The sequence below is a fragment of the Flavonifractor plautii ATCC 29863 genome, from assembly GCF_000239295.1.
Classification (GTDB): Bacteria; Bacillota; Clostridia; order Oscillospirales; family Oscillospiraceae; genus Flavonifractor; species Flavonifractor plautii.
Genome location: NZ_JH417652.1, coordinates 1 through 18,657, shown reverse-complemented (window position 1 = coordinate 18,657; position 18,657 = coordinate 1). Strand labels below are relative to the sequence as shown.

15 protein-coding genes are annotated in these 18,657 nt (G+C 62.7%); 7 read left to right on the top strand and 8 right to left on the bottom strand.

Annotation, left to right across the window (positions count from 1 at the left end; genetic code table 11):
- Positions 1-73 precede the first annotated feature (73 nt).
- From HMPREF0372_RS02155 to HMPREF0372_RS02135, 5 genes are all read left to right on the top strand, one after another.
- Positions 74-2,194 (top strand): S-layer homology domain-containing protein, encoded by a 2,121-nt coding sequence (locus HMPREF0372_RS02155; RefSeq protein WP_007488580.1) that lies wholly within the window; start codon positions 74-76, stop codon positions 2,192-2,194.
- 86 nt (positions 2,195-2,280) lie between these two features.
- Entirely contained in the window at positions 2,281-2,877 is a 597-nt protein-coding gene (locus HMPREF0372_RS02150) for a hypothetical protein (protein WP_007488578.1), read from the top strand.
- Between the two features lie 20 nt (positions 2,878-2,897).
- The gene (locus tag HMPREF0372_RS02145) at positions 2,898-4,253 is read left to right on the top strand and encodes an 8-oxoguanine deaminase (protein WP_007488577.1); all 1,356 of its coding nucleotides are present in this window, start codon (positions 2,898-2,900) and stop codon (positions 4,251-4,253) included.
- A gap of 131 nt (positions 4,254-4,384) precedes the next feature.
- Positions 4,385-5,749, top strand: coding sequence for an MATE family efflux transporter (locus tag HMPREF0372_RS02140; protein WP_007488576.1), 1,365 nt, complete (start codon positions 4,385-4,387; stop codon positions 5,747-5,749).
- Positions 5,750-5,769: 20 nt separating this feature from the next.
- On the top strand, positions 5,770-6,462 hold the full coding sequence (locus HMPREF0372_RS02135; RefSeq protein ID WP_007488575.1) for a cyclic nucleotide-binding domain-containing protein: 693 nt from the start codon (positions 5,770-5,772) through the stop codon (positions 6,460-6,462).
- Between the two features lie 109 nt (positions 6,463-6,571).
- Here HMPREF0372_RS02135 and HMPREF0372_RS02130 read toward each other — a convergent pair whose 3' ends face one another.
- From HMPREF0372_RS02130 to HMPREF0372_RS02115, 4 genes are all read right to left on the bottom strand, one after another.
- Positions 6,572-7,603: an ABC transporter permease gene (locus tag HMPREF0372_RS02130; protein WP_007488574.1), complete on the bottom strand. Its 1,032-nt coding sequence runs from the start codon at positions 7,601-7,603 to the stop codon at positions 6,572-6,574.
- Complete coding sequence (locus HMPREF0372_RS02125) at positions 7,600-8,868, bottom strand: ABC transporter permease (RefSeq protein WP_007488573.1); 1,269 nt, start codon at positions 8,866-8,868, stop codon at positions 7,600-7,602. Before HMPREF0372_RS02125 ends, HMPREF0372_RS02130 begins: the two co-directional genes overlap by 4 nt.
- Entirely contained in the window at positions 8,865-10,415 is a 1,551-nt protein-coding gene (locus tag HMPREF0372_RS02120) for an ABC transporter ATP-binding protein (protein WP_007488572.1), read from the bottom strand. The genes HMPREF0372_RS02125 and HMPREF0372_RS02120 overlap by 4 nt, the downstream gene beginning before the upstream one ends.
- A gap of 134 nt (positions 10,416-10,549) precedes the next feature.
- Positions 10,550-11,776: a BMP family lipoprotein gene (locus tag HMPREF0372_RS02115; RefSeq protein WP_007488567.1), complete on the bottom strand. Its 1,227-nt coding sequence runs from the start codon at positions 11,774-11,776 to the stop codon at positions 10,550-10,552.
- A gap of 353 nt (positions 11,777-12,129) precedes the next feature.
- Here HMPREF0372_RS02115 and HMPREF0372_RS02110 point away from each other — a divergent pair, with 353 nt between their 5' ends.
- The gene (locus HMPREF0372_RS02110) at positions 12,130-13,356 is read left to right on the top strand and encodes an MFS transporter (protein WP_007488565.1); all 1,227 of its coding nucleotides are present in this window, start codon (positions 12,130-12,132) and stop codon (positions 13,354-13,356) included.
- Positions 13,357-13,412: 56 nt separating this feature from the next.
- Here the strand turns inward: HMPREF0372_RS02110 and HMPREF0372_RS02105 are convergent, their stop codons facing one another.
- The 4 genes from HMPREF0372_RS02105 to HMPREF0372_RS02090 all read right to left on the bottom strand — a co-directional run bounded on the left by HMPREF0372_RS02105 (position 13,413) and on the right by HMPREF0372_RS02090 (position 17,233).
- The gene (locus tag HMPREF0372_RS02105) at positions 13,413-14,798 is read right to left on the bottom strand and encodes an LVIVD repeat-containing protein (protein ID WP_007488564.1); all 1,386 of its coding nucleotides are present in this window, start codon (positions 14,796-14,798) and stop codon (positions 13,413-13,415) included.
- Positions 14,799-14,862: 64 nt separating this feature from the next.
- Positions 14,863-15,366 carry a hypothetical protein gene (locus HMPREF0372_RS02100; protein ID WP_110503351.1) on the bottom strand — a complete coding sequence of 168 codons (504 nt, stop codon included), beginning with the start codon at positions 15,364-15,366 and terminating at the stop codon, positions 14,863-14,865.
- Positions 15,367-15,445: 79 nt separating this feature from the next.
- Positions 15,446-16,285, bottom strand: a complete 840-nt coding sequence (locus HMPREF0372_RS02095; RefSeq protein ID WP_007488562.1) for a hypothetical protein — start codon at positions 16,283-16,285, stop codon at positions 15,446-15,448.
- Positions 16,286-16,300: 15 nt separating this feature from the next.
- Positions 16,301-17,233, bottom strand: coding sequence for a flavodoxin family protein (locus tag HMPREF0372_RS02090; protein WP_039996523.1), 933 nt, complete (start codon positions 17,231-17,233; stop codon positions 16,301-16,303).
- Positions 17,234-17,734: 501 nt separating this feature from the next.
- Here HMPREF0372_RS02090 and HMPREF0372_RS02085 point away from each other — a divergent pair.
- The gene (locus tag HMPREF0372_RS02085) at positions 17,735-18,613 is read left to right on the top strand and encodes a LysR family transcriptional regulator (RefSeq protein WP_080567983.1); all 879 of its coding nucleotides are present in this window, start codon (positions 17,735-17,737) and stop codon (positions 18,611-18,613) included.
- Positions 18,614-18,657: the final 44 nt, after the last annotated feature.

Here is an 18,657-nt window from a genome sequence, read left to right as displayed (position 1 = left end):
CTGTTTTAGTATGATAACACCACAGCCCGCGCCGGACGCCGGCCGGGACGTTCAACAAAAAGGAGCATCATCTATGCGAAAGATTCCTGCCGCCCTGCTCTCCCTGGCCCTGACGGCCTCCCTGACCGCCCCGCTGGCCTCGGCCGCCGGAACCGGAAGCACTCTGCCGGAGCTGGACGGCCACTGGAGCCAGTCCGCCTTCGAGCGCTGGCACGCCTACGGCATTGTAGAGGGTGACAGCCGCGGCATGCGTCCCGACGCCAACATGACCGTGGGCGAGTTTGCCGCCATTCTGAGCCGCGCGATGGGCTACACCGAGACTGTGGAGAACCCCTATGCCGATCTGAAGGGCACCGAATGGTACGCCCCCTACATCCTCCAGCTCACCGCCGCCGGGATTCTCCAGGGCGACGGCACCAACTGCAACGCCGAGGAGCCCATGAACCGGGAGCGGGCCACCGTGCTCTTTGCCCGGGCCCTGGGCATCCGTCCCACCGCCCAGCCGGATCTGAGCGGCTTTGTGGACGGCAAGGACGCCGCCGACTGGTCGGCCGGGTACATTGACGCCATGGCGAAGGATGGCATCATCCAGGGCGTGGGCAACCAGACTCTGGCCCTCGGGTCCAGCATCACCCGCGGCTCCGTGGTCAAAATACTGGACAGCTCCGTGGCCGAATATGCCGTGGAGGAGGGCGCCACCATCGACCAAGATGTGGACGGCATCCTGCTGGTGGCCGCCGATGATATCACCGTGGACGGCGCCGCCGTGTCCGGCAATCTGCTTGTAGCCCCCAAAGCCGGCGAGGCCAATCTGACCGTGAAGAACGCCAGGCTGGAGCGGGATCTGCGGGTTTCCACCCACGGCGCCACTCTGACTGTGGCCGATTCCCAGGTGGAGGGCGACGTGGCCCTCTCCGGTGACCGCGCCAGCCTGACCCTGGGCAGCGGCGCGCAGCTTGCCCGTCTGGCTGTGGACGGGGCCGGCAGCTCCGTGTCCGTGAAGAGCGGCGCCTCTGTGGAGACCCTGACCGCCCGCGCCGCCGTCAAGGTGGACAACCAGGGCGCCATTAACAAGGCGGAGGTACAGGCCGACAACGTGGTGCTTGACGGCAAGCGGCCCGCCCACGTGGAGGTCGCCGACGATGTGGCCCCGCCCCAGAACAGTGAGGGCGAGGAGGTCACCGGCTCCGAGGACAGCCAGGAACCCGGCCAGGGTGGCGGCGGTTCCGGCGGGGGCGGCGGCTCCGTGTCTGAGGAGGCCGTAGCCGGCATCGTAGGCGTCCGCCCTGTGGATCAGGACGGGGTCGAGGAGGACATGCCCTCCGTCACCGCCAAGGCCACCAAGAAAACCGGGGAGAATTTTGTCCGCATCGCCCTGTCCACCGACGGCGTGGTGCCCATCCACCAGAGCGAGGGTGCCGGCAAGGGCGCCTGGGTGGGCGTGGCCATCGAGGCCCCCGAGGGCTATGAGCAGGGCACCTTCCAGTACCACTTCGGCACCGAGGCCAGCGCCGAGGCCACCCAAAGCGCGGCCATCACGGAGGACTCCTCCATCGGCCAGGGCAAGTATGCGGTGTTCTTCCTCAACGCCTCCTCCACCGCGCCCAAGACCCACATCACCGTGAAGTGGGAGGGACAGGAGGCCGTGCAGTACGTGGTGGACCTGTCCGGCGTGCAGACGCCCGCCGTCAAGCTGACCGGCGTGACCGTCTCCACCCACGAGATGCCCTCCGGGGTCTCCTCCACCGCCGAAGGCCTGAGCTTTGACGGCAGCACCGCCCTGGTGCAGAACGGCGGCAGCGGCACCCTGACCCACACCCAGGTGGCCTCTATGGGCGGCGGCGGCGAGTATACCGTCTACTACACCGTGCCCCAGGCCATCCCCGGCGGCACCCTCCAGTTTGACAAAATTGCCCGCTCTGTCAACGGCGGCAAGTGGAACACCTGGGCCATGCCCAGCACCACCGAGGCCAATGCCGGCTCCGGCTGGTGGACCCGTGACGGCGAGAACTACTACTTCAAGTGGGGCGCCGTCTTCGCCGAGGAGGCGGAGGGGAGCTACCGGCTCAAGGACGGCGGCGTCTTTGACTACACCCTCTGCTTTATCGACACCGACGGCTCCCAGGACAATATCATCGCCACCTATACCTTCCAGATCGACCTGAGCGGCTACACCATCACTGCCGACGAATAATCTCCGAAGTGCCCCGGACAACGTCCGGGGCACTTTCTTTTCCCGCGGGCCTGTGGTATTATTAAGGGGTGAAAGGAGGCGCTGCCATGGCGTCACGCAGAAAACTTCCCCTTGTACTTTTTCTGATCACCCTCGTCCTTCTGGCCGGGGCGGTCGTTCTGCTCCTGCGGGGGCGTCCCGTCACGCTGGAGCGCATCGCGGCCCGGCAGGGCTACGCCATCACCGGCCAGGAGGAGGCCACCGTCACCCTCACCCTTTCCAGGGAGCAGATGCCGGAGGGCTTTCCCGAGGAGGTCCCCATCAGCCAAGCTGAGGGAGAGCTGAAGCTCCCCCTGCTCCAGGACGGGGACACCACCTTCTATCTCACCGCCTTTGCCCGGTCTGACGAGGACCCCGGCACCCTCTACGCCGTCATTCAGCCGGAGCATCAGCTCTCCCGGGAAGGGGGACAGCTTCTCCTCCCCTACCGGATTGACGAGGATGGCGGCATCACCGCCCAGCTCCGGGTTTCCGACCTGCCCGTGCAGGCCGACGGAGAGGACCGCCCCGATGCGGCCCGGCTGGCCAGCCAGGGCCCGGGTGAACAGTTCGCCCTGTATGTAGACCGGGCTCTCTTTCTCCGCTCCGACGCCATCACCATCCAGCTCGGCAGCTTCTACCGGCTGACCTATGCGCCCGCCTGATTGGGGATTGGAGGTTTTTTATGTCCACTCTGCTGATTAAAAACGCCCGCTACATCGTCTCCTGCGACGACACCGACCGCCTGTATGAGCGGAGCAATCTGTTCATCCGGGACAACGCCATCGAGTACATCGGCCCCGAGCTGCGGCAGGCCGACCAGGTTATCGACGCCTCCCGCATGGTGGTCTACCCCGGCCTCATCAATACCCATCACCACCTATACCAGCTCTTTTCCCGCAATCTGCCCGAAGTGCAGCGGATGGAGCTCTTTCCCTGGCTGGTGACGCTGTACGATGTGTGGAAAAACCTGGACGAAGATGTGGTGGCCACCTCCAGCCTGGTGGGCATGGCGGAGCTGCTCAAGACGGGGTGCACCACCTGCTTCGACCACCACTATGTCTTCCCCGCCCGGGCGGGGGATTTGATCGGCGCCCAGTTCCGGGCGGCTGAGCTGGTGGGCATGCGCTTCCACGCCTCCCGTGGCTCCATGGATCTCTCCCGGAAGGACGGCGGCCTGCCGCCGGACAGCGTGGTACAGACCATCGACCAGATTCTGGCCGACTCGGAGCGGCTGGTGCGGGTGTGGCACGACCCGTCCCGCTTCTCCATGCGCCAGGTAGCCCTGGCCCCCTGCTCCCCCTTCTCCGTGTCCACCGACCTGCTGCGGGAGAGTGCGCGCCTGGCCCGCTCCCTGGAGGTACGGCTGCACACCCACGTGGCGGAGACCAGGGACGAGGAGCAGTACACCCTGGAGCGGTTCGGCCTGCGCCCCCTTGCCTACCTGGAGGGGCTGGGCTGGACCGGCCCCGACGTGTGGTATGCCCATGGCATCCACTTCAACGATGACGAGCTGAAGGCGCTGGCCGCCACCGGTACCGGCGTGGCCCACTGCCCCATCTCCAACATGAAGCTCTCCTCCGGTGTGTGCCGGGTGCCTGAGATGCTCCGCCTGGGGGTGCCGGTGGGTCTGGCGGTGGACGGAGCCGCCTCCAACGACGGCTCCAACCTGCTGGAGGAGCTGCGGGTGTGCTACCTGCTCCACCGCCTCCAGTCCAGCCAGAACGCCCCCACCGGGTACGACATCCTCAAGCTGGCCACCCGCGGCTCCGCCCGCCTGCTGGGCCGGGACGACATCGGCTGCCTGGCCGCCGGCATGGCCGCCGACTGCTTCCTGATCAGCCTGGACCGCATTGAGCTGGCGGGCGCCCAGTTCGACCCCCTCTCCCTGCTGGGGACGGTGGGACTCAAGGGCCCGGTGGATTATACCATCGTCAACGGCGTGGCCGTGGTGCAGAACGGGGAGCTGGTGACCGCCGACGAGGGGGAGCTGGCCGCCCGGGCCAATGCGGCGGTGTGCCGCTACCTGGGCCGTTGCTGAGCCCACGCCCGGAGGCCGGACGGTTTTTCTCCGCCCGGCCTCCGTTTTTTGTGCAGTTCGGCGCTTGTATTTCTGCCTCACAGGAGTAAAATGGTAGAGCTATGTAAAATTCATGTAGAGGAGGCGGGAGAATGCCGGAACAGGCACCGGCCCGCAGCAGCCTGCTCTTTTCCCGCGACGCACTGCTGCGGCTCATCATTCCCCTGGTCATTGAGCAGCTTCTGCTGATGACTGTCGGCATGGCGGACACCGTCATGGTCACCACCTCCGGCGAGGCCGCCGTATCCGGCGTCTCGCTGGTGGACAACATCAATACACTCATCATTCAGGTCTTTTCCGCCCTCTCCACCGGCGGCGCGGTGGTGGTCTCCCAGTATCTGGGGCGGCAGGACACCGACAACGCCAAGGCTGCCTCCAAGCAGCTTCTGTACGCCATGTGCGCCCTGTCCCTGCTGCTGATGGGGGCCGCGCTGGTCCTCCGGCAGCACATTCTGGCGTTGATCTTCGGCCGCGTGGAGGCCGACGTGATGGAGAACGCCCTGGTCTATTTCCTGCTCACCGCCACGGCCTATCCCTTCATGGGCATTTACAACGCCGGGGCCGCCCTGTTCCGGGCCATGGGCAACAGCAAGGTGTCCATGTTCTGCTCCCTGGTTGTGAATGTAATCAACATCACAGTCAATGCGGTGCTGATCTTCGGCTTCGGCATGGGGGCCGCCGGCGCCGGTATCGGCACCCTGGTCTCCCGCATCGCGGCGGCCGTCATTATCATGGCGCTGCTCAACCACCCCGACCATGTGCTCCGGGTGGAGGGTCTGCTGCGTTTTGAGTTCCGGGGTGCCATCGTCAAGCGCATCCTATTTATCGGCATCCCTAACGGTATGGAAAACGGCATGTTTCAGGCAGGCAAGCTGATGGTCCTCAACCTGATTACCACCTTCGGCACCTCCGCCGTGGCCGCCAACGCCATCGCCAACAGTGTGGCCGGGGTCATCAATGTGCCCGGCATGGCCCTGGGACTGGCCATCATTACCGTTATCGGCCAGTGTATGGGGGCTGGCGAGACAGGGCAGGCGGTCTACTACACCAAGCGTCTCGTGGGGGCCAGCTATCTTTGCATGCTGGTCATGAGCGCCGCCCTCTTCTTCTCGGCTGGGGGACTGGTCACCCTGTTTCACCTGAGCCCAGAGGCCTGCGCCATGGCTGCCCAAGTGCTCCGGGCCTGCGCCGTGGGCAACGTCCTGTTCTGGCCCCTGGCCTTCACCCTTCCCAACTCCCTGCGGGCGGCTGGGGACGCCATCTTCACTATGGCGGTCTCCCTGGGCTCCATGTTTGTCTGCCGGGTAGTGCTCAGCTATGTGTTTGCCTGCGCCTGGGGCCTGAACCTGGGACTGCTTGGGGTATGGCTCGCCATGATCGCCGACTGGGTGGTACGGGCCGCATTCTTCCTGTTCCGCTACTGGCGGGGCAGATGGAAACGCATCCGCGTGATTTGACTGCACAAGGAGGGAATCGCATGGAACGCTTCCAAGATCCGGAGCGGCTGGCGGCCCTGTTTGCCCGCTGCCGGATTCCCGAGCGCCTTCCCTGGACCGCCGCCTATCCCTGGACACTTCAGTACTATGAGAAGGGAGAATACCTCTGCCGCCTGCGGGAACCCATGCAGAGCCTCTACCTGCTTCTGGAGGGCGGCATCCAGACCAGCCTGACCAACGCCGCCGGACGCACTCGGCTGGTGGCCACCGCCCAGCCGGGGGAGCTGGTGGGCGGCGACGTAGAGGTGGTGCTGGGCAACATCCAGGCCACCACCGACCAGCGCGCCCAGGAGGACGGCGCGCTGTGTGCGGCCCTCCCACTGGCGGAGTACCGGGAGGCTCTATGCTCCGACCTGGGGTTTCTGCGCTATGCCTCCCGGCGGCTGGCCCGCATTGTGGTAATGAATACCTTCCGCGCCACCAACGACCTGCTGCTTCCGCTGGAAAACCGTCTGGCCGCCTATCTGCTCTCCCAGGCGGAGGACGGCTGGTTCCATGGCACCCTGACCCGCACCGCCGAGACGCTGAGCACCAGCTACCGGCAGCTTACCCGGGTGATGAGCCGCTTTGCCCAGGCCGGATACCTCCGCCGTACCCCCGAGGGCTGGCGTCTGGAAGAGCCCGACGCGCTGCGGGCCCTGGCCGAAAGCGTGGAGCCCTCCCGCATTCTCTGAAAAAAGCCCCGCCGTTCCGATGGAACGGCGGGGCACTTTTCTTTCCTGGGGTAGGACATATGGCCTACCTTCCAGTGGAGAACATCTGCTAAAGTACAGGTATACTCCGTTACCGCTTTCCCTTGTCGTAGGGGATGCCCTCCGCCTTGGGAGCCCTGGACTTCTTGGAGGTGAAGGCCAGAACGACCAGCGTGATAATATAGGGCAGCATCCGGTAGAAGTGGGGGCTGATGCCGAGCTCGGCCAGCAGGAATACACCGTCGCCGTTGATGTCGATGCTGGCATAGGAGGCGGCGATGCACTTGAACAGGCCGAACAGCAGGGCCGCGCCGGCGATGTTCAAAGGTTTCCAGTTGCCGAAGATCATAACGGCCAGCGCCAGGAAGCCGAAGCCGGCCACGTCGCCGGTAGAGGCGCAGTTGGCGGTGGTGAGAGCGTAGACGAAGCCGCCCATGCCCGCCAGGGCGCCGGAGATTGTGGTGCCGGCGTAGCGCATCACATAGACGTTGATGCCCAGGGAGTCGGCCGCCTGTGGATTCTCACCACAGGAGCGCAGCCGCAGTCCGAAGCGGGTCTTGTAGAGCAGGATGGACAGCACCACAAACAGGATAATACAGATGTAGGTGGCCAGATATGCCTTGTTGATGAAGGTGTCCCCGAAGAAGCCCATTTCGTCGCTGCGGCCGTAGCCGAAGAAGCTCTTTTTGAGCATGAACCAGCTTGCCGCGTCGCCCTCCGCCATCTGCAGGGTGTTCTGGTTGGCGATGATGCGGATGAAGAACAGCACCAGGGCGGGGGCCATCAGGTTCAGTGCGGTACCTCCGATGGTCTGGTCCGCCTTCAGGTTGACCGAGGCAAAGGAGAGCAACAGGGAGAACACTGCGCCCAGGATGGCCGCCACCAGCATGGCCAGCAGCATGAAGCCCTGGAGCGCCACCCAGTCCCCAGCCGCCTTGGCCTCGGAGAAGATACCCGCCTTCTGGGTCACGTTGACAAAGAGGACGCCCGCGAACGCGCCGAAGATCATAATGCCTTCCAGGGCCAGGTTGATGATGCCGCTGCGCTCAGCAAACACGCCAGCCAGCGCCACGATCATCAGCGGGACGGCATAGATCAGGGTCTGCTGAATGAGGAACGTCATGCCGACTCGCCTCCTTTCTCCACTTCTGCGCCGCCTCCGCCCTCCGGCGGTTTGGCCGCCGCCTCTGCCGCGGGCAGGGCAGCCTTGCTCCGGCGCTTCCGCTGGCCGCTGATGAACATCTTGATGACCAGGGAGAAAGCGCTGAGGTAGACGATGATGGCGATGATGACATCGGTGATATACTCATTGTAAGCCGTCAGGTTGGTAAGCTGCAGACCCACAATATCCAGCATGGACATGAAGCATCCGGTAAAGATCACACCGATGGGATTGCTGACGGCCAGCAGGGCCACGGGGATGCCATTGAAGCCAGTGGCGGGAAGGGTCTGGTAGGTAGACCAGAAAAACTCCGTGTTACCCGACAGGTAGTACAGGGAGGCGGCCGCGCCGGACAGGGCCCCGGCGATGGCCATGGACAGGACGATGTTGCGCTTGTCGGCAATGCCGGCGTACCGGGCCGCGTGGCGGTTGGCGCCGCAGGCCTTGAGCTCGTAGCCCAGGGTGGTCTTGTTCATAAGGATATAGATCAGAATTGCGATACCGATGGCAATCAGGATGCCGCCATTGACCTGAGAGTTGGGGAACAGTTTGTCCAGACCCAGCTTGGCGGTCTCCACACCATTGAAACTGGTCTTGTAGATATAGGCAGTCTTGGTGTTCTCCACGTGATTCTGGAGGCTCTCAAACAGGCTGCCCTTGTCGAACAGCCAGGTCACCAGGTTGGCGGCGATCCAGTTGGTCATGATGCAGGCCAGCACCTCGTTGATGTTGAGGAAGGCCTTCACCAGTCCGGGGATACAGCCCCACAGGGCGCCGGCCAGCATGCCGCCCAGGAAGGCAATGAGCCACACCAGCGGAGCTGGAACCGTTTCAGTGGGGATGGTGAGTGCCAGAATCAGGGTGGCGGCGGTGCCCATCAGGTACTGGCCCGGCGCGCCGATGTTGAACAGGCCGGTCTTGAAGGCCACAGCCACCGACAGGCCGGTAAGGATCAGCGGGGTGGCCCGGAAGAGCATGTTGCCCAAGTTCGTGGAGTTAAAGCCGAAGGTCAGCGTGCCCGCCGCGTCGCGTCCGGTGCTGAACAGGCCGCCGAACACCAGGCGGATGCCCTCCCACGCGCTGTTCAGCCCCAGGGACGGGTTGGCGGCACCCACGATGATGATAATCAGCGCACCCACCACCATGCCGATGAGGATGGAGATCAGTGAGGCCAGTACAGACTTGGTGCCGTCTTTGCCCCACAGGTTGGAAAGCTTCTGCTTCACGCCCCCTCGCCCTCCTTTTTCATTCGTTTTGCGCCGGCCATATAGAGGCCCAGCTCCTGGACGTCGGTGGCGGCGGGATCCAGCTCGCCCACGATCTCGCCCTCATACATCACGAGGATGCGGTCGGACAGGCTCATGACCTCGTCCAGCTCCAGAGAGACCAGCAGCACCGCCTTGCCCTTGTCCCGCTCGGCCACCAACTGGCTGTGGATGTACTCAATGGCGCCCACGTCCAGGCCGCGGGTGGGTTGCACCGCCACAATCAGCGGCTTCTCCCGGTCGACCTCGCGGGCAATGATGGCCTTCTGCTGGTTGCCGCCGGACATAGAGCGGGCAATGGTCACCGGCCCCTGTCCGGAGCGCACGTCGTACTGCTCGATCAGCTTTTCCGCGTAGGCGCGCACCTCGCCCTGCTTGACAAAGCCCATGTGCTGGAACCGTGGCTCCCGGAAGCGCTGGAGCACCATGTTTTGTTCCAGGGTAAAGTCCAGCACCAGTCCGTGCTTATGGCGGTCCTCCGGGATGTGGCTCATGTCCGCGCTCCGGTGGTGGATGGAGGCGTGGCTGATATCGTGGCCGCAGAGGGTCACCGTGCCGCCGCTGCACTTCTCCAGGCCGGTCAGGCCGTAGATGAGCTCGCTCTGGCCGTTGCCGTCGATGCCGGCGATGCACAGAATCTCACCCGCCCGGGCCTCGAAGCTGACATCATGGACCGCATCCCTCTTTTGGGTATGGGAGGGGACCGTCAGGTGCTCCACCTTGAGCACCGTTTCACCGGGTCTGGCCTTCTCCTTGACCACCTCAAGCTGCACCGGGCGGCCCACCATCATGTTGGACAGGGACTGCTTGTCGGTGTCCTTAGTATCCACGGTGCCGATGTACTTGCCCTTGCGCAGCACTGTGACGCGGTCGGCCACGGCCATAATCTCGTTGAGCTTGTGGGAGATGAAGAGAATGCTCTTGCCCTCCTTGGCAAACTCCTTCATGGTGGCCATCAGCTCATCAATCTCCTGGGGGGTGAGGACGGCGGTGGGCTCGTCAAAGATCAGAATCTCGTTGTCGCGGTAGAGCATCTTGAGGATCTCCACCCGCTGCTGCATGCCCACGGTGATGTTTTCCACCCTGGCGTCCAGATCCACCTTTAGGCCGTACTTCTCCGACAGGGCCTCTACCTTTTTGCGGGCCTCCTTCTTCTGCAGGAAGCCCAGCTTCGTGGTTTCGGCGCCCAGAATGATATTGTCCAGCACAGTGAACACATCCACCAGTTGGAAGTGCTGGTGCACCATGCCGATGCCCAGCGCGGTGGCGTCGTTGGGATTGTTGATCTTCACCACCTTACCGTTTTTCTTGATTTCGCCCGCTTCCGGCTGATACAGACCGAACAGCACGCTCATCAGGGTGGATTTGCCTGCGCCGTTCTCCCCCAGGAGGGCGTGGATTTCCCCTCTTCGGAGTTGGAGTGTGATATCGTCGTTGGCGATGATACCGGGGAATTCCTTGGTAATGTGAAGCATTTCAATGACGTTTTCCGCTTCCATAGTCCTCATCCCGCCTCCTCTATACAGTATAGTTTTATTATATAATACCCCCATGGAAAACACAAGAAATTTGTCCCTTTTCTGTCACAAGAAAAGGGAGAGGGCACAAAGCCCTCTCCCTCTTTCTGAGGTGATTGTGTGAATCAGATGATATTCACATTCACGTTGCTCCAGTTGGTAGCGGTCTCGGCGTTGTCCATCACAGTGTAGTCGTCGTCCACCACCAGGGTGCCGTCCACCATCTGCTGGTACAGGGACTCGTACTCCTCCACGGTGAAGGTCTCGAAGCGCCAGGAATCCGCGCCGGTGGGCAGCTGCACGGCGTTGTCGGCGACGCCCAGGGAGGTCTGCTGGCCGCCGATGGTGTCGAATGTACCGTCATAGACCTTGGCCACGGCCCACTGCACGGCGTCAGCCAGGCCCTTCATGGCGGAGGTGACGACGTACTCGGACTCGCCGGACTGGTCCACGTCTACGCCGATAACATAGCCGTCATTGGCGGAGGCGGCGGCCACGATAGACTGGAACATGGAGCCGCCGCAGGCGAAGACGATCTCGGTGCCGTTCACATACCAGCCGTTGATCATGGTCTGCAGATCAGTGGAGGCGGAGAAGTTGGAGCCGTACTGCCAGGAGTAGTTCATGTCCACGGTGACGCCCTTCTCAAGCGCCGCAGCGTTGGCGCCCTGGACATAGCCGTAACCGAACCGGCAGCAGGCGGGATTGGTGCCGCCGCCGCCGCCGGAGAAGCCCAGCTTGGTAAAGCCGTCCATGACGGCGGCGTAACCGGCCAAGTAGCCGGCCTGCTCCTCCTTGAAGGCGATGCCGGCTACGTTGGACAGGGTGTTGCCGGCGTCATCGGTCAGGGGATAGCCGTCGATGAAGACGAAGGGGGTCTCGGGATACTCGATGGCGGCCTTCTTCAGCGCGGCCTCCTGCAGGTAACCGGCGCACACCACCACGTCAGCGCCGCCCTCGACGGCGGCCTTCATGGCGTCATAGCGGTCATCGTCGGTGGCCTCGCTGCCGTTGGCGGGCTGGTAGTACTTGTAGCTCAGACCGTTGGCGGCGGCGTACAGCTTCACGCCGTCAAAGGTGCCCTGGTTAAAGGACTTGTCCTTCAACTGGCCTACGTCGGTGACGAAGGCCACCTGATACTTGCTGTCGGCGGAGGTCATGCTGTCCTCGATGGCGTCGGGATCGGCCTCGGTCTCGCCGGGGGTCTCGGTCTCGGGCGCGGGGGTCTCGGTGTTAGTGCCAGGCGCAGGGGTCTGGCTGTTGGCGGGCTTGTTGCTGTTGCCGCAGGCGGCCAGGCCGAAGACCATCGCCAGGCACAGGAGCAGTGCAAGGAGCTTCTTGGACTTCTTCATTGTAATCTACCTTCCTTTCAGAAAAATAGCCCAGTTTGGTCCAGACGATTTTGTCCTCCCCTCCCTGAGCGTGTGCCCTTATTATACTCTATCCCTCCGAAAAGGGCAACCACCTTTTTACATGATTCAAAAAATTTTTTACAGAATTGTTACAGATGTGACAGACTTAAACCGTCCTCTATAACCGTGTTTTTTTCAATACGGGTAACGCTCCGTACCTCCGCAGCCTTTACCGGCATCGGCCTCCGGGCCGGCCGCTCCCTCCTGTAAAATTCCCAGCCGCCGATTGACAATTTTTAAAATTTTATATATAATGCGAAATATAAAATACAAGATTTGAGGTGCGACATATTATGCCCTGCAACACCAAGGCCCCCACAATTCGGTGGTTTTATTTGACCATAGGCATCCTTTCCATGCTCTTCGCGGGTATCCTTTACAGTTGGTCCATACTGAAAGCACCGCTGGCCGACGCATTCGGCTGGAACGCCTCCCAACTGACCATGAATTTTACTCTCACCATGTGCTTTTTCTGTCTGGGCGGAGTGGGCGGCGGTCTGCTGGCCAGGCGGCTGGGTACCCGCCTGACCATCGCCCTGGGCGGCGCTTTGGCGTGCATCGGCTTTGTACTGACCGCCCGGCTGGACGGCAGCAGCCTGCCCATGCTCTACCTCAGCTACGGCGTCATCACCGCCACCGGCATCGGCTTTGCCTATAATGTGGTGCTCTCCACCGTGCAGGCCTGGTTCCCTGACAAAAAGGGCACCTGCTCCGGCGCGCTGCTGATGGGCTTTGGTGCCTCCTCCCTCGTGCTCGGCTCCCTGGCCGACGCCCTCATCCAGAATCCCGCCGTGGGCTGGCGGGCGGCCTTCCTCTGCCTGGGCGTCGCCATCGGAATTGTGCTGGTCGCGGCCGCCCTTCTTATCCGCCTCCCCGCCCCCGGCACCGTCCCGCCCCAGCCCAAGGCCGCCGCCAACCGGGTGCAGGAGGACTTTGAGGCCGCCGACTACACCACCGGCCAGATGCTCCGCCGCTTCACCTTCTGGCGTGCCTTCCTGTGCATCATCTTCCTGGCCGCCATGGGCAACACCGTTATCTCCTTTGCAAAGGATCTCTCCCTCTCCGTGGGGGCCAGCGCCGCCCTGTCCACCACCCTGGTGGGCGTGCTCGCCGTGTGCAACGGCCTGGGCCGCATCCTCACCGGAGCCCTCTTCGACACCCTGGGCCGCCGCCGCACCATGCTGCTGGCCAACGGCGCCGCCATCCTGGCCGCCCTGGTCACGCTGCTGTCCGTGGCCGTCCACTCCGTCCCCCTGTGCGTGGCCGGCCTGTGCATCACCGGCATCTCCTACGGCGCCTGCCCCACCATCTCCTCCGCCTTTACCTCCTCCTTCTACGGCGCCAAGTACTTCTCCCTCAACTTCTCCGTCATGAACTTCAACCTGACCGGCGCCTCCTTCATTGCCACCGCCGCCAGCGTCCTGCTCACCCAAACCGGGGGCTACGCCGCCCCGCTGGTGCTGCTGCTGGTACTCGCCGTGGCCGCCCTGGCGCTCAACCTCAACATCAAGCGCCCCTGAGCCTCCTCAGGCCGATAAAAAGCCCTCCGCCGAACGGCGGAGGGCTTTTTTGTGGTTTAGTTCTTGTTGTCTTCCTTCATGCGCAGGATGTACATGCCGTCGTGCCAGGTATCCATGTAGATGTAGCCGCGGTCGTCCACCACGCAGTCCTCGGTGGTGGCCAGCATGGGGCCGGGTACCGGGATATCGAAGAGCAGCTTCTCCGGGTTGGGGGGGATGAAGTAGGCCAGCTCCTTGATGTAGTAGGGGTCGGACACGTCATACACCCGCATGCCCGCGTGGAAGTAGCAGCAGTAGACCCGGTTGGGGTTCTGGTCCAGCCAGGGCTTGTTGCTCATGGGCTCGTGGATGTTGTGGGGGCCGAAGGGGCCCTGGGCGCCGTCCATTCCGGCGGTGTTGAAGTTGGGCCAGGGATAGTTCTCGGGCACCTCGGGGTAGGGGAACTCGGCCACCAGTTGGGGATCGGTGGGATCGGAGATGTCGATCATGTGCAGGTTGTTCATGGGCTGGGCGCCCTTGCGGGGGCCGGTGGTGAGAATCTCTTTGTTGTAGAAGGGGAAGCGCTCGCCCTCGTTGGTGGCCACCAGGAAGCTGCGGCCGGGCAGGGGCAGGCAGGTGTGGGTGCGGGCGCCGGCGAACTTGCCGGAGAAGGGGCCCTTCAACTGGAGCTGGCCGATCTTCTTGGGCCGGGTGATGTCGGAGATGTCCAGAATGATGAGGCCCTCGCAGTAGTAGGACAGATAGGCCAGGTTGCCCACCACGAACGGAGGCCCGTGGAGCTGGGGCCAGTCCATGAACTCCCAGTGCTGGGGGCCGTCCACCGGGTACTCGCCCTCCTTCAGGCCGTCGGTGAACTGGCAGGGCACCCACCAGCGGCCCACCTCCACCGGGTGGGTGGGGTCGATGATGTCCAGGATGCGGTAGATGTTGCCGGTGTAGCCCGGGCAGTCGGCAGACAGGTGGACGTAGCGCCCGCCGTTGTAGAAGAAGCGGTGCACGCCCATGCCGTTCTCCACGCCGGTCTCCCACTTGCCCAGCAGCTTGGGGTGGACGGGATCGGTCTTGATGTCGAAGATCTGCAGGCTGCCCAGGCTCTTGTCGCCGGGCTTGCAGCCGTGGAGGAAGGAGACGCCGCCGCCGGTGGCGCCGATCATCAGGCCGTCGGCCACCTGAATCTTGGGGGTGTTGGTGGCGGGGTACTCCTTGGGATCGCAGGCCTCCAGCCAGTTGACCACCTTGGGCTGGGTGGGGTCGGTCACGTCCACCACGTTCCAGCCGGGGCCGCGGAAGGAGCCGCAGTACATGTAATAGCGCCCGTCGTCGGTCTTATGGAGGGCCATCTGGAAGGCGTTGACGCCGTTCAGATCGCAGAAGCCCACGACCTCCATGTTCTTGATATAGCCCTGGTTCTCCGGGCTTTTGGCGTAAAAGGGAACTGACATAACGTACCTCCTTGGAAATGGATCCAGGCGCACCCGAAGCTGGTGCGCCCAGATCGCTGTTTGATTAGGGATGGGCCGGCATCTTGGGGGGCTTCCGGCACAGGGCGATGGTCAGCGGCATACCGAAGGCGAAGGTGATGAACGCCACCACCAGGGCCACCACGTAGGTCAGGGGGAAGCTCATCAGATAGGCCATGAAGAAGGCGCCCGCCGGCATGGTGTAGCCCACGGCCAGGAACATCATGACGAGGCTCATCAGCACGGCCATGACGAACGTAATGGAGGCCACCCGCAAAATGTGGAACAGCAGGCCGTTTTCATTCTTGACCCCGCACAGCCGGGCGAAGCCGTCGCCCATGGCCTTGAGATCAATGTAGGTGCCGATGGCGAAGGCCACGGCGAAGCCGGGGATGAAGTCCTTGGTGAGCTGCTGAACCAGCGGCCCCCAGAGGATGGCGCCCGCCTCCCGGAACATGTTGCTGCCGTCGATGTAAAGGGGCAGAAAGATGGCGAACATAAGCGAGAAAATGGTGTTGAAGACAATACCGAATTGATCCTTGCGGAACATGGGGAATCCCTCCATCCTTTTGTGTTTCCGGCCCCCCGGCGGGAGGCCGGCGCGTCGCTCCGCCCGGGGCGGAAGGCGCTTAACGCATGGTGATGTAGCCGCGGAACTGGGTCAGGTTGTCGCTGGTGGGGATGTCGGTGAGGAACATGCCCACAATGTTGAAGTTGGATTTCAGGAAGGGGAAGCGCTCCTGCTGCGCCCAGACGGGCTTGGGCAGGGCCTTAGCGCCCTCCACCGCCGCCTGATACCACTCCTCGGGGCCGTCGAACCACAGCTCCACCAGGCGGTGGAAGGTGCAGCCCACCACGTCGTGGTAGATCCGGCTGGACAGGAAGCGGTTGACCTCCGGCCGGGCCTGGAAGTAGGGGACGATCTCCTCATGGAACCAGCGCTCGCCCTCCTCCTCGCTGACGCCGTCGGGGTACTGGATGACGAACTGCCAGCGGTAGTTGGGGCCGTCGCACACCATGCGGCCCTTGCCCTTGAAGTCCTCCTCCCAGGAGATGGGCACATGGGCGAAGACGAAGGGCGGGCAGCCGTTGTCGCCGCCGATGGAGCGGCCCACGTCGCCGTCCAGGTTCTCGTGGGGGGTCTCGTCGGTGTCGGGCACGCAGCCCTGCCAGCGCAGCACGTCCATGGGCATATACTCGGCAATGGCCTTGTTGCGCATCTCAGGCTCCATCTCGTTGACCAGCCAGTAGTGCTCGGTCATTTGCATCCGCCGGGTGCCGAAGCGCTCCCCCTCCGGGGGCACGGGCAGGGCGTTGTAGAAGGCGTACTTGGTCACATAGGGGCCGAAGTTAGAGATGGAATCCTGAATATGGTGGCCGTACAGCCAGTGCTGAAGGCGGTGGCGGTACTCCTCTCTGCAGACGTCCACATAGATGACGCTGCGCATGGGACGAAATTCCACGGACATCCCGAACCCTCCTTCTCAGCCCTTCTCGGGCACGGTGGCGGTGATAAAGGCGCGGTACGCGGCCTGGCGGGCCTTGTACTTCTCGGTCTGCATGTTGGCAATCTTCTTGCCGGTGTTCTCCTTGATGTCGTTGCCGTGGATGAACTTGCCGGACAGGGTGTCGTGGGCGTGCTCCAGCTGCTCGGCGGGGAAGGTGAAGGAGTACTTGCCGCCCTCGTTGTGGATCTCGCCCTCCAGGCCGCACAGGCAGCAGATGGCCTTGCCGTCCTGCAGGTGGAAGTTGCGGCTGTGGCAGTGGGGGCACACGCCGGCGTCGCCCTGGTACTGGGCGTGCTCGATGTCCTTGGCGGCCTCGGCGATGTTGCGGCCGATCTGGTGGGCGCGGGCCACCCGCTCGTCCTCCACCAGGATGGACAGCGCCCAAGGGAACACCTCGTTGTCAATGACCTTCCACATGGGGGTCAGGGCCAGCATGCCGGCGTCGCACTGGGTGCGGGTCACCCAGTCGGAGCCGCCCACGGACATGAAGGAGATGACCTTGTCCTTCAGGATGCGGGGATCGGGGGCGGTGCCGCCGGTCTCCTCGGCGATCTTGGTGCCGATGATGTTGTTGCCGCGGTCCATGCGGGGGCCAAAGCGGTCGGTAATCGTGTGGAAGAGGCCGGTGGCGCCCTTCTCAAAGATGGGGGTGGAGAAGACAATGCCGTCGGCGTCCAGCATCTTGTCCAGCAGCCAGTCAAAGTCGTCCTTCAGCACGCACTTGCCGCCGCGGCCGCCCAGCACGCTCTGCACGCAGGCGGTGCAGCCGGTGCAGTGCTCGATGTGCAGGTTCTGCAGCTGGATGAACTCCACCTCGGCGCCCATCTCCTTGGCCCCCATCAGGGCCTCGATGCACATACCGTCGTTGCTGCCGTTGCGCATACCGCCGGAAATACCCAAAATTTTCATCTGTACTTCCTCCTTCTGAAAAGCAAAAAGTTTAGTTTGCCTTCGTTTCCCCTGCATATTACCCGTTCTTTGCCTTTGTGTAAAATGCCGGTTTTGTATGGCTGAAATGCAGCTTTCGATTAGATTACTGCAATTCGACTCCAATCTTCCATATAGAGGAATTTAACAGGTTCAGTATTGTTTGTTTTGCACAAAAATAAAAGTGTCTCTCTGTGGCTAACCATGAATTGATGCACAGTTACCATATGGCTACTATCTCCTAACTGCATAAAACCCCGTGCGCACAGGGCGCACTACGAAACTATGCAAAGGCTTAGACGCATGAAGTCTTTGCGCATGTGGGCCGTCCCGGCCCATGTGCGATAATCTCATGGCCGTGCCGCTGTAAGCGGCACATGGCCAACTTTGCTATGCTTTTGCATAGCAAACAGGTCGTGACAAGCCGCACGAATTTTGATATACTGATATCCCCAACTTATCGAACGTGTGGAGGGATTCCCAGTGACTCTAAATCAACTGGAGTGTTTCATGGTGCTGGCACAGCGTCTCAATTTTACCCAGGCGGCAGACGACCTGTTCATGGCCCAGCCGGCTCTGAGCCGGCTGATTTCCGCATTGGAAAAAGAGCTGGACCTTCAGCTTTTCTACCGCAACTCCCGCAGCGTAGCCCTCACCCCGGCCGGCACGGTGTTTTTCAAAAAATGTCCGAAAATTCTGGACGAATACCGGGGCAGCGTGGTGGCCGCCCGGCTGGCCCAGGAGGGCTATCGCGGTTCCCTGACCCTGGGCATCATGCGGGACACCTTCGAACCCAAGCTGCCCACACTCTATCAGCGCTTTCGCACGGCCTATCCCCATGTCTCGCTGCTTATCCGTGGCTATAGCCACTCCAGCTTGCTGTCCGCGCTGGAGCGTGGAGAGGTGGACGCCATCCTGAACTATATGCCAATGCCCTCCGGGCAGGAGTCCCCCTCCATCCTGCTGCACAAAAACCACCAGTGCATCATCACCGCTTTGGACCACCCGCTGGCCTCCCGTGGCAGCATACGGATGGAAGAGGTGAAGGACGAGCCGTTTGTGGTCATGGCCCGCACCGCCTCCATCCCCGGCCACGATTTTATCTGGAAGACGGCGGCTGATGCAGGCTTCGCCCCCCATGTGGTGGCGGAGGCCACTCATGTGCCGGTTCTGCTCACCTTGGTTTCCTGCGGTATTGGAATCTCTACCCTCAGCGATGATATGGCCTGTCTCTGCCAGGGCAAGGTGGCTTTTATCCCCCTGCTGGGGGTTCCCTTTGCCAACGTCCGCCTGATGTGGAACCAGGACAACCAGAATCCCGCCCTGCCCCACCTGCTGGACGTATTCCGGTCCATCTGTTGAATACAGCGCAAGCAGCAGCGCCGCCGATCCGTTGGGATCGGCGG

Bases quoted from the DNA above. Each gene is read 5' to 3' on its own strand.
- HMPREF0372_RS02100 (WP_110503351.1), bottom strand. From the start codon at position 15,366: ATGTTCCGCAAGGATCAATTCGGTATTGTCTTCAACACCATTTTCTCG.
- HMPREF0372_RS02095 (WP_007488562.1), bottom strand. From the start codon at position 16,285: ATGTCCGTGGAATTTCGTCCCATGCGCAGCGTCATCTATGTGGACGTC.
- HMPREF0372_RS02110 (WP_007488565.1), top strand. From the start codon at position 12,130: ATGCCCTGCAACACCAAGGCCCCCACAATTCGGTGGTTTTATTTGACC.
- HMPREF0372_RS02135 (WP_007488575.1), top strand. From the start codon at position 5,770: ATGGAACGCTTCCAAGATCCGGAGCGGCTGGCGGCCCTGTTTGCCCGC.
- HMPREF0372_RS02115 (WP_007488567.1), bottom strand. From the start codon at position 11,776: ATGAAGAAGTCCAAGAAGCTCCTTGCACTGCTCCTGTGCCTGGCGATG.
- HMPREF0372_RS02155 (WP_007488580.1), top strand. From the start codon at position 74: ATGCGAAAGATTCCTGCCGCCCTGCTCTCCCTGGCCCTGACGGCCTCC.
- HMPREF0372_RS02145 (WP_007488577.1), top strand. From the start codon at position 2,898: ATGTCCACTCTGCTGATTAAAAACGCCCGCTACATCGTCTCCTGCGAC.
- HMPREF0372_RS02140 (WP_007488576.1), top strand. From the start codon at position 4,385: ATGCCGGAACAGGCACCGGCCCGCAGCAGCCTGCTCTTTTCCCGCGAC.
- HMPREF0372_RS02120 (WP_007488572.1), bottom strand. From the start codon at position 10,415: ATGAGGACTATGGAAGCGGAAAACGTCATTGAAATGCTTCACATTACC.
- HMPREF0372_RS02105 (WP_007488564.1), bottom strand. From the start codon at position 14,798: ATGTCAGTTCCCTTTTACGCCAAAAGCCCGGAGAACCAGGGCTATATC.
- HMPREF0372_RS02150 (WP_007488578.1), top strand. From the start codon at position 2,281: ATGGCGTCACGCAGAAAACTTCCCCTTGTACTTTTTCTGATCACCCTC.
- HMPREF0372_RS02090 (WP_039996523.1), bottom strand. From the start codon at position 17,233: ATGAAAATTTTGGGTATTTCCGGCGGTATGCGCAACGGCAGCAACGAC.
- HMPREF0372_RS02130 (WP_007488574.1), bottom strand. From the start codon at position 7,603: ATGACGTTCCTCATTCAGCAGACCCTGATCTATGCCGTCCCGCTGATG.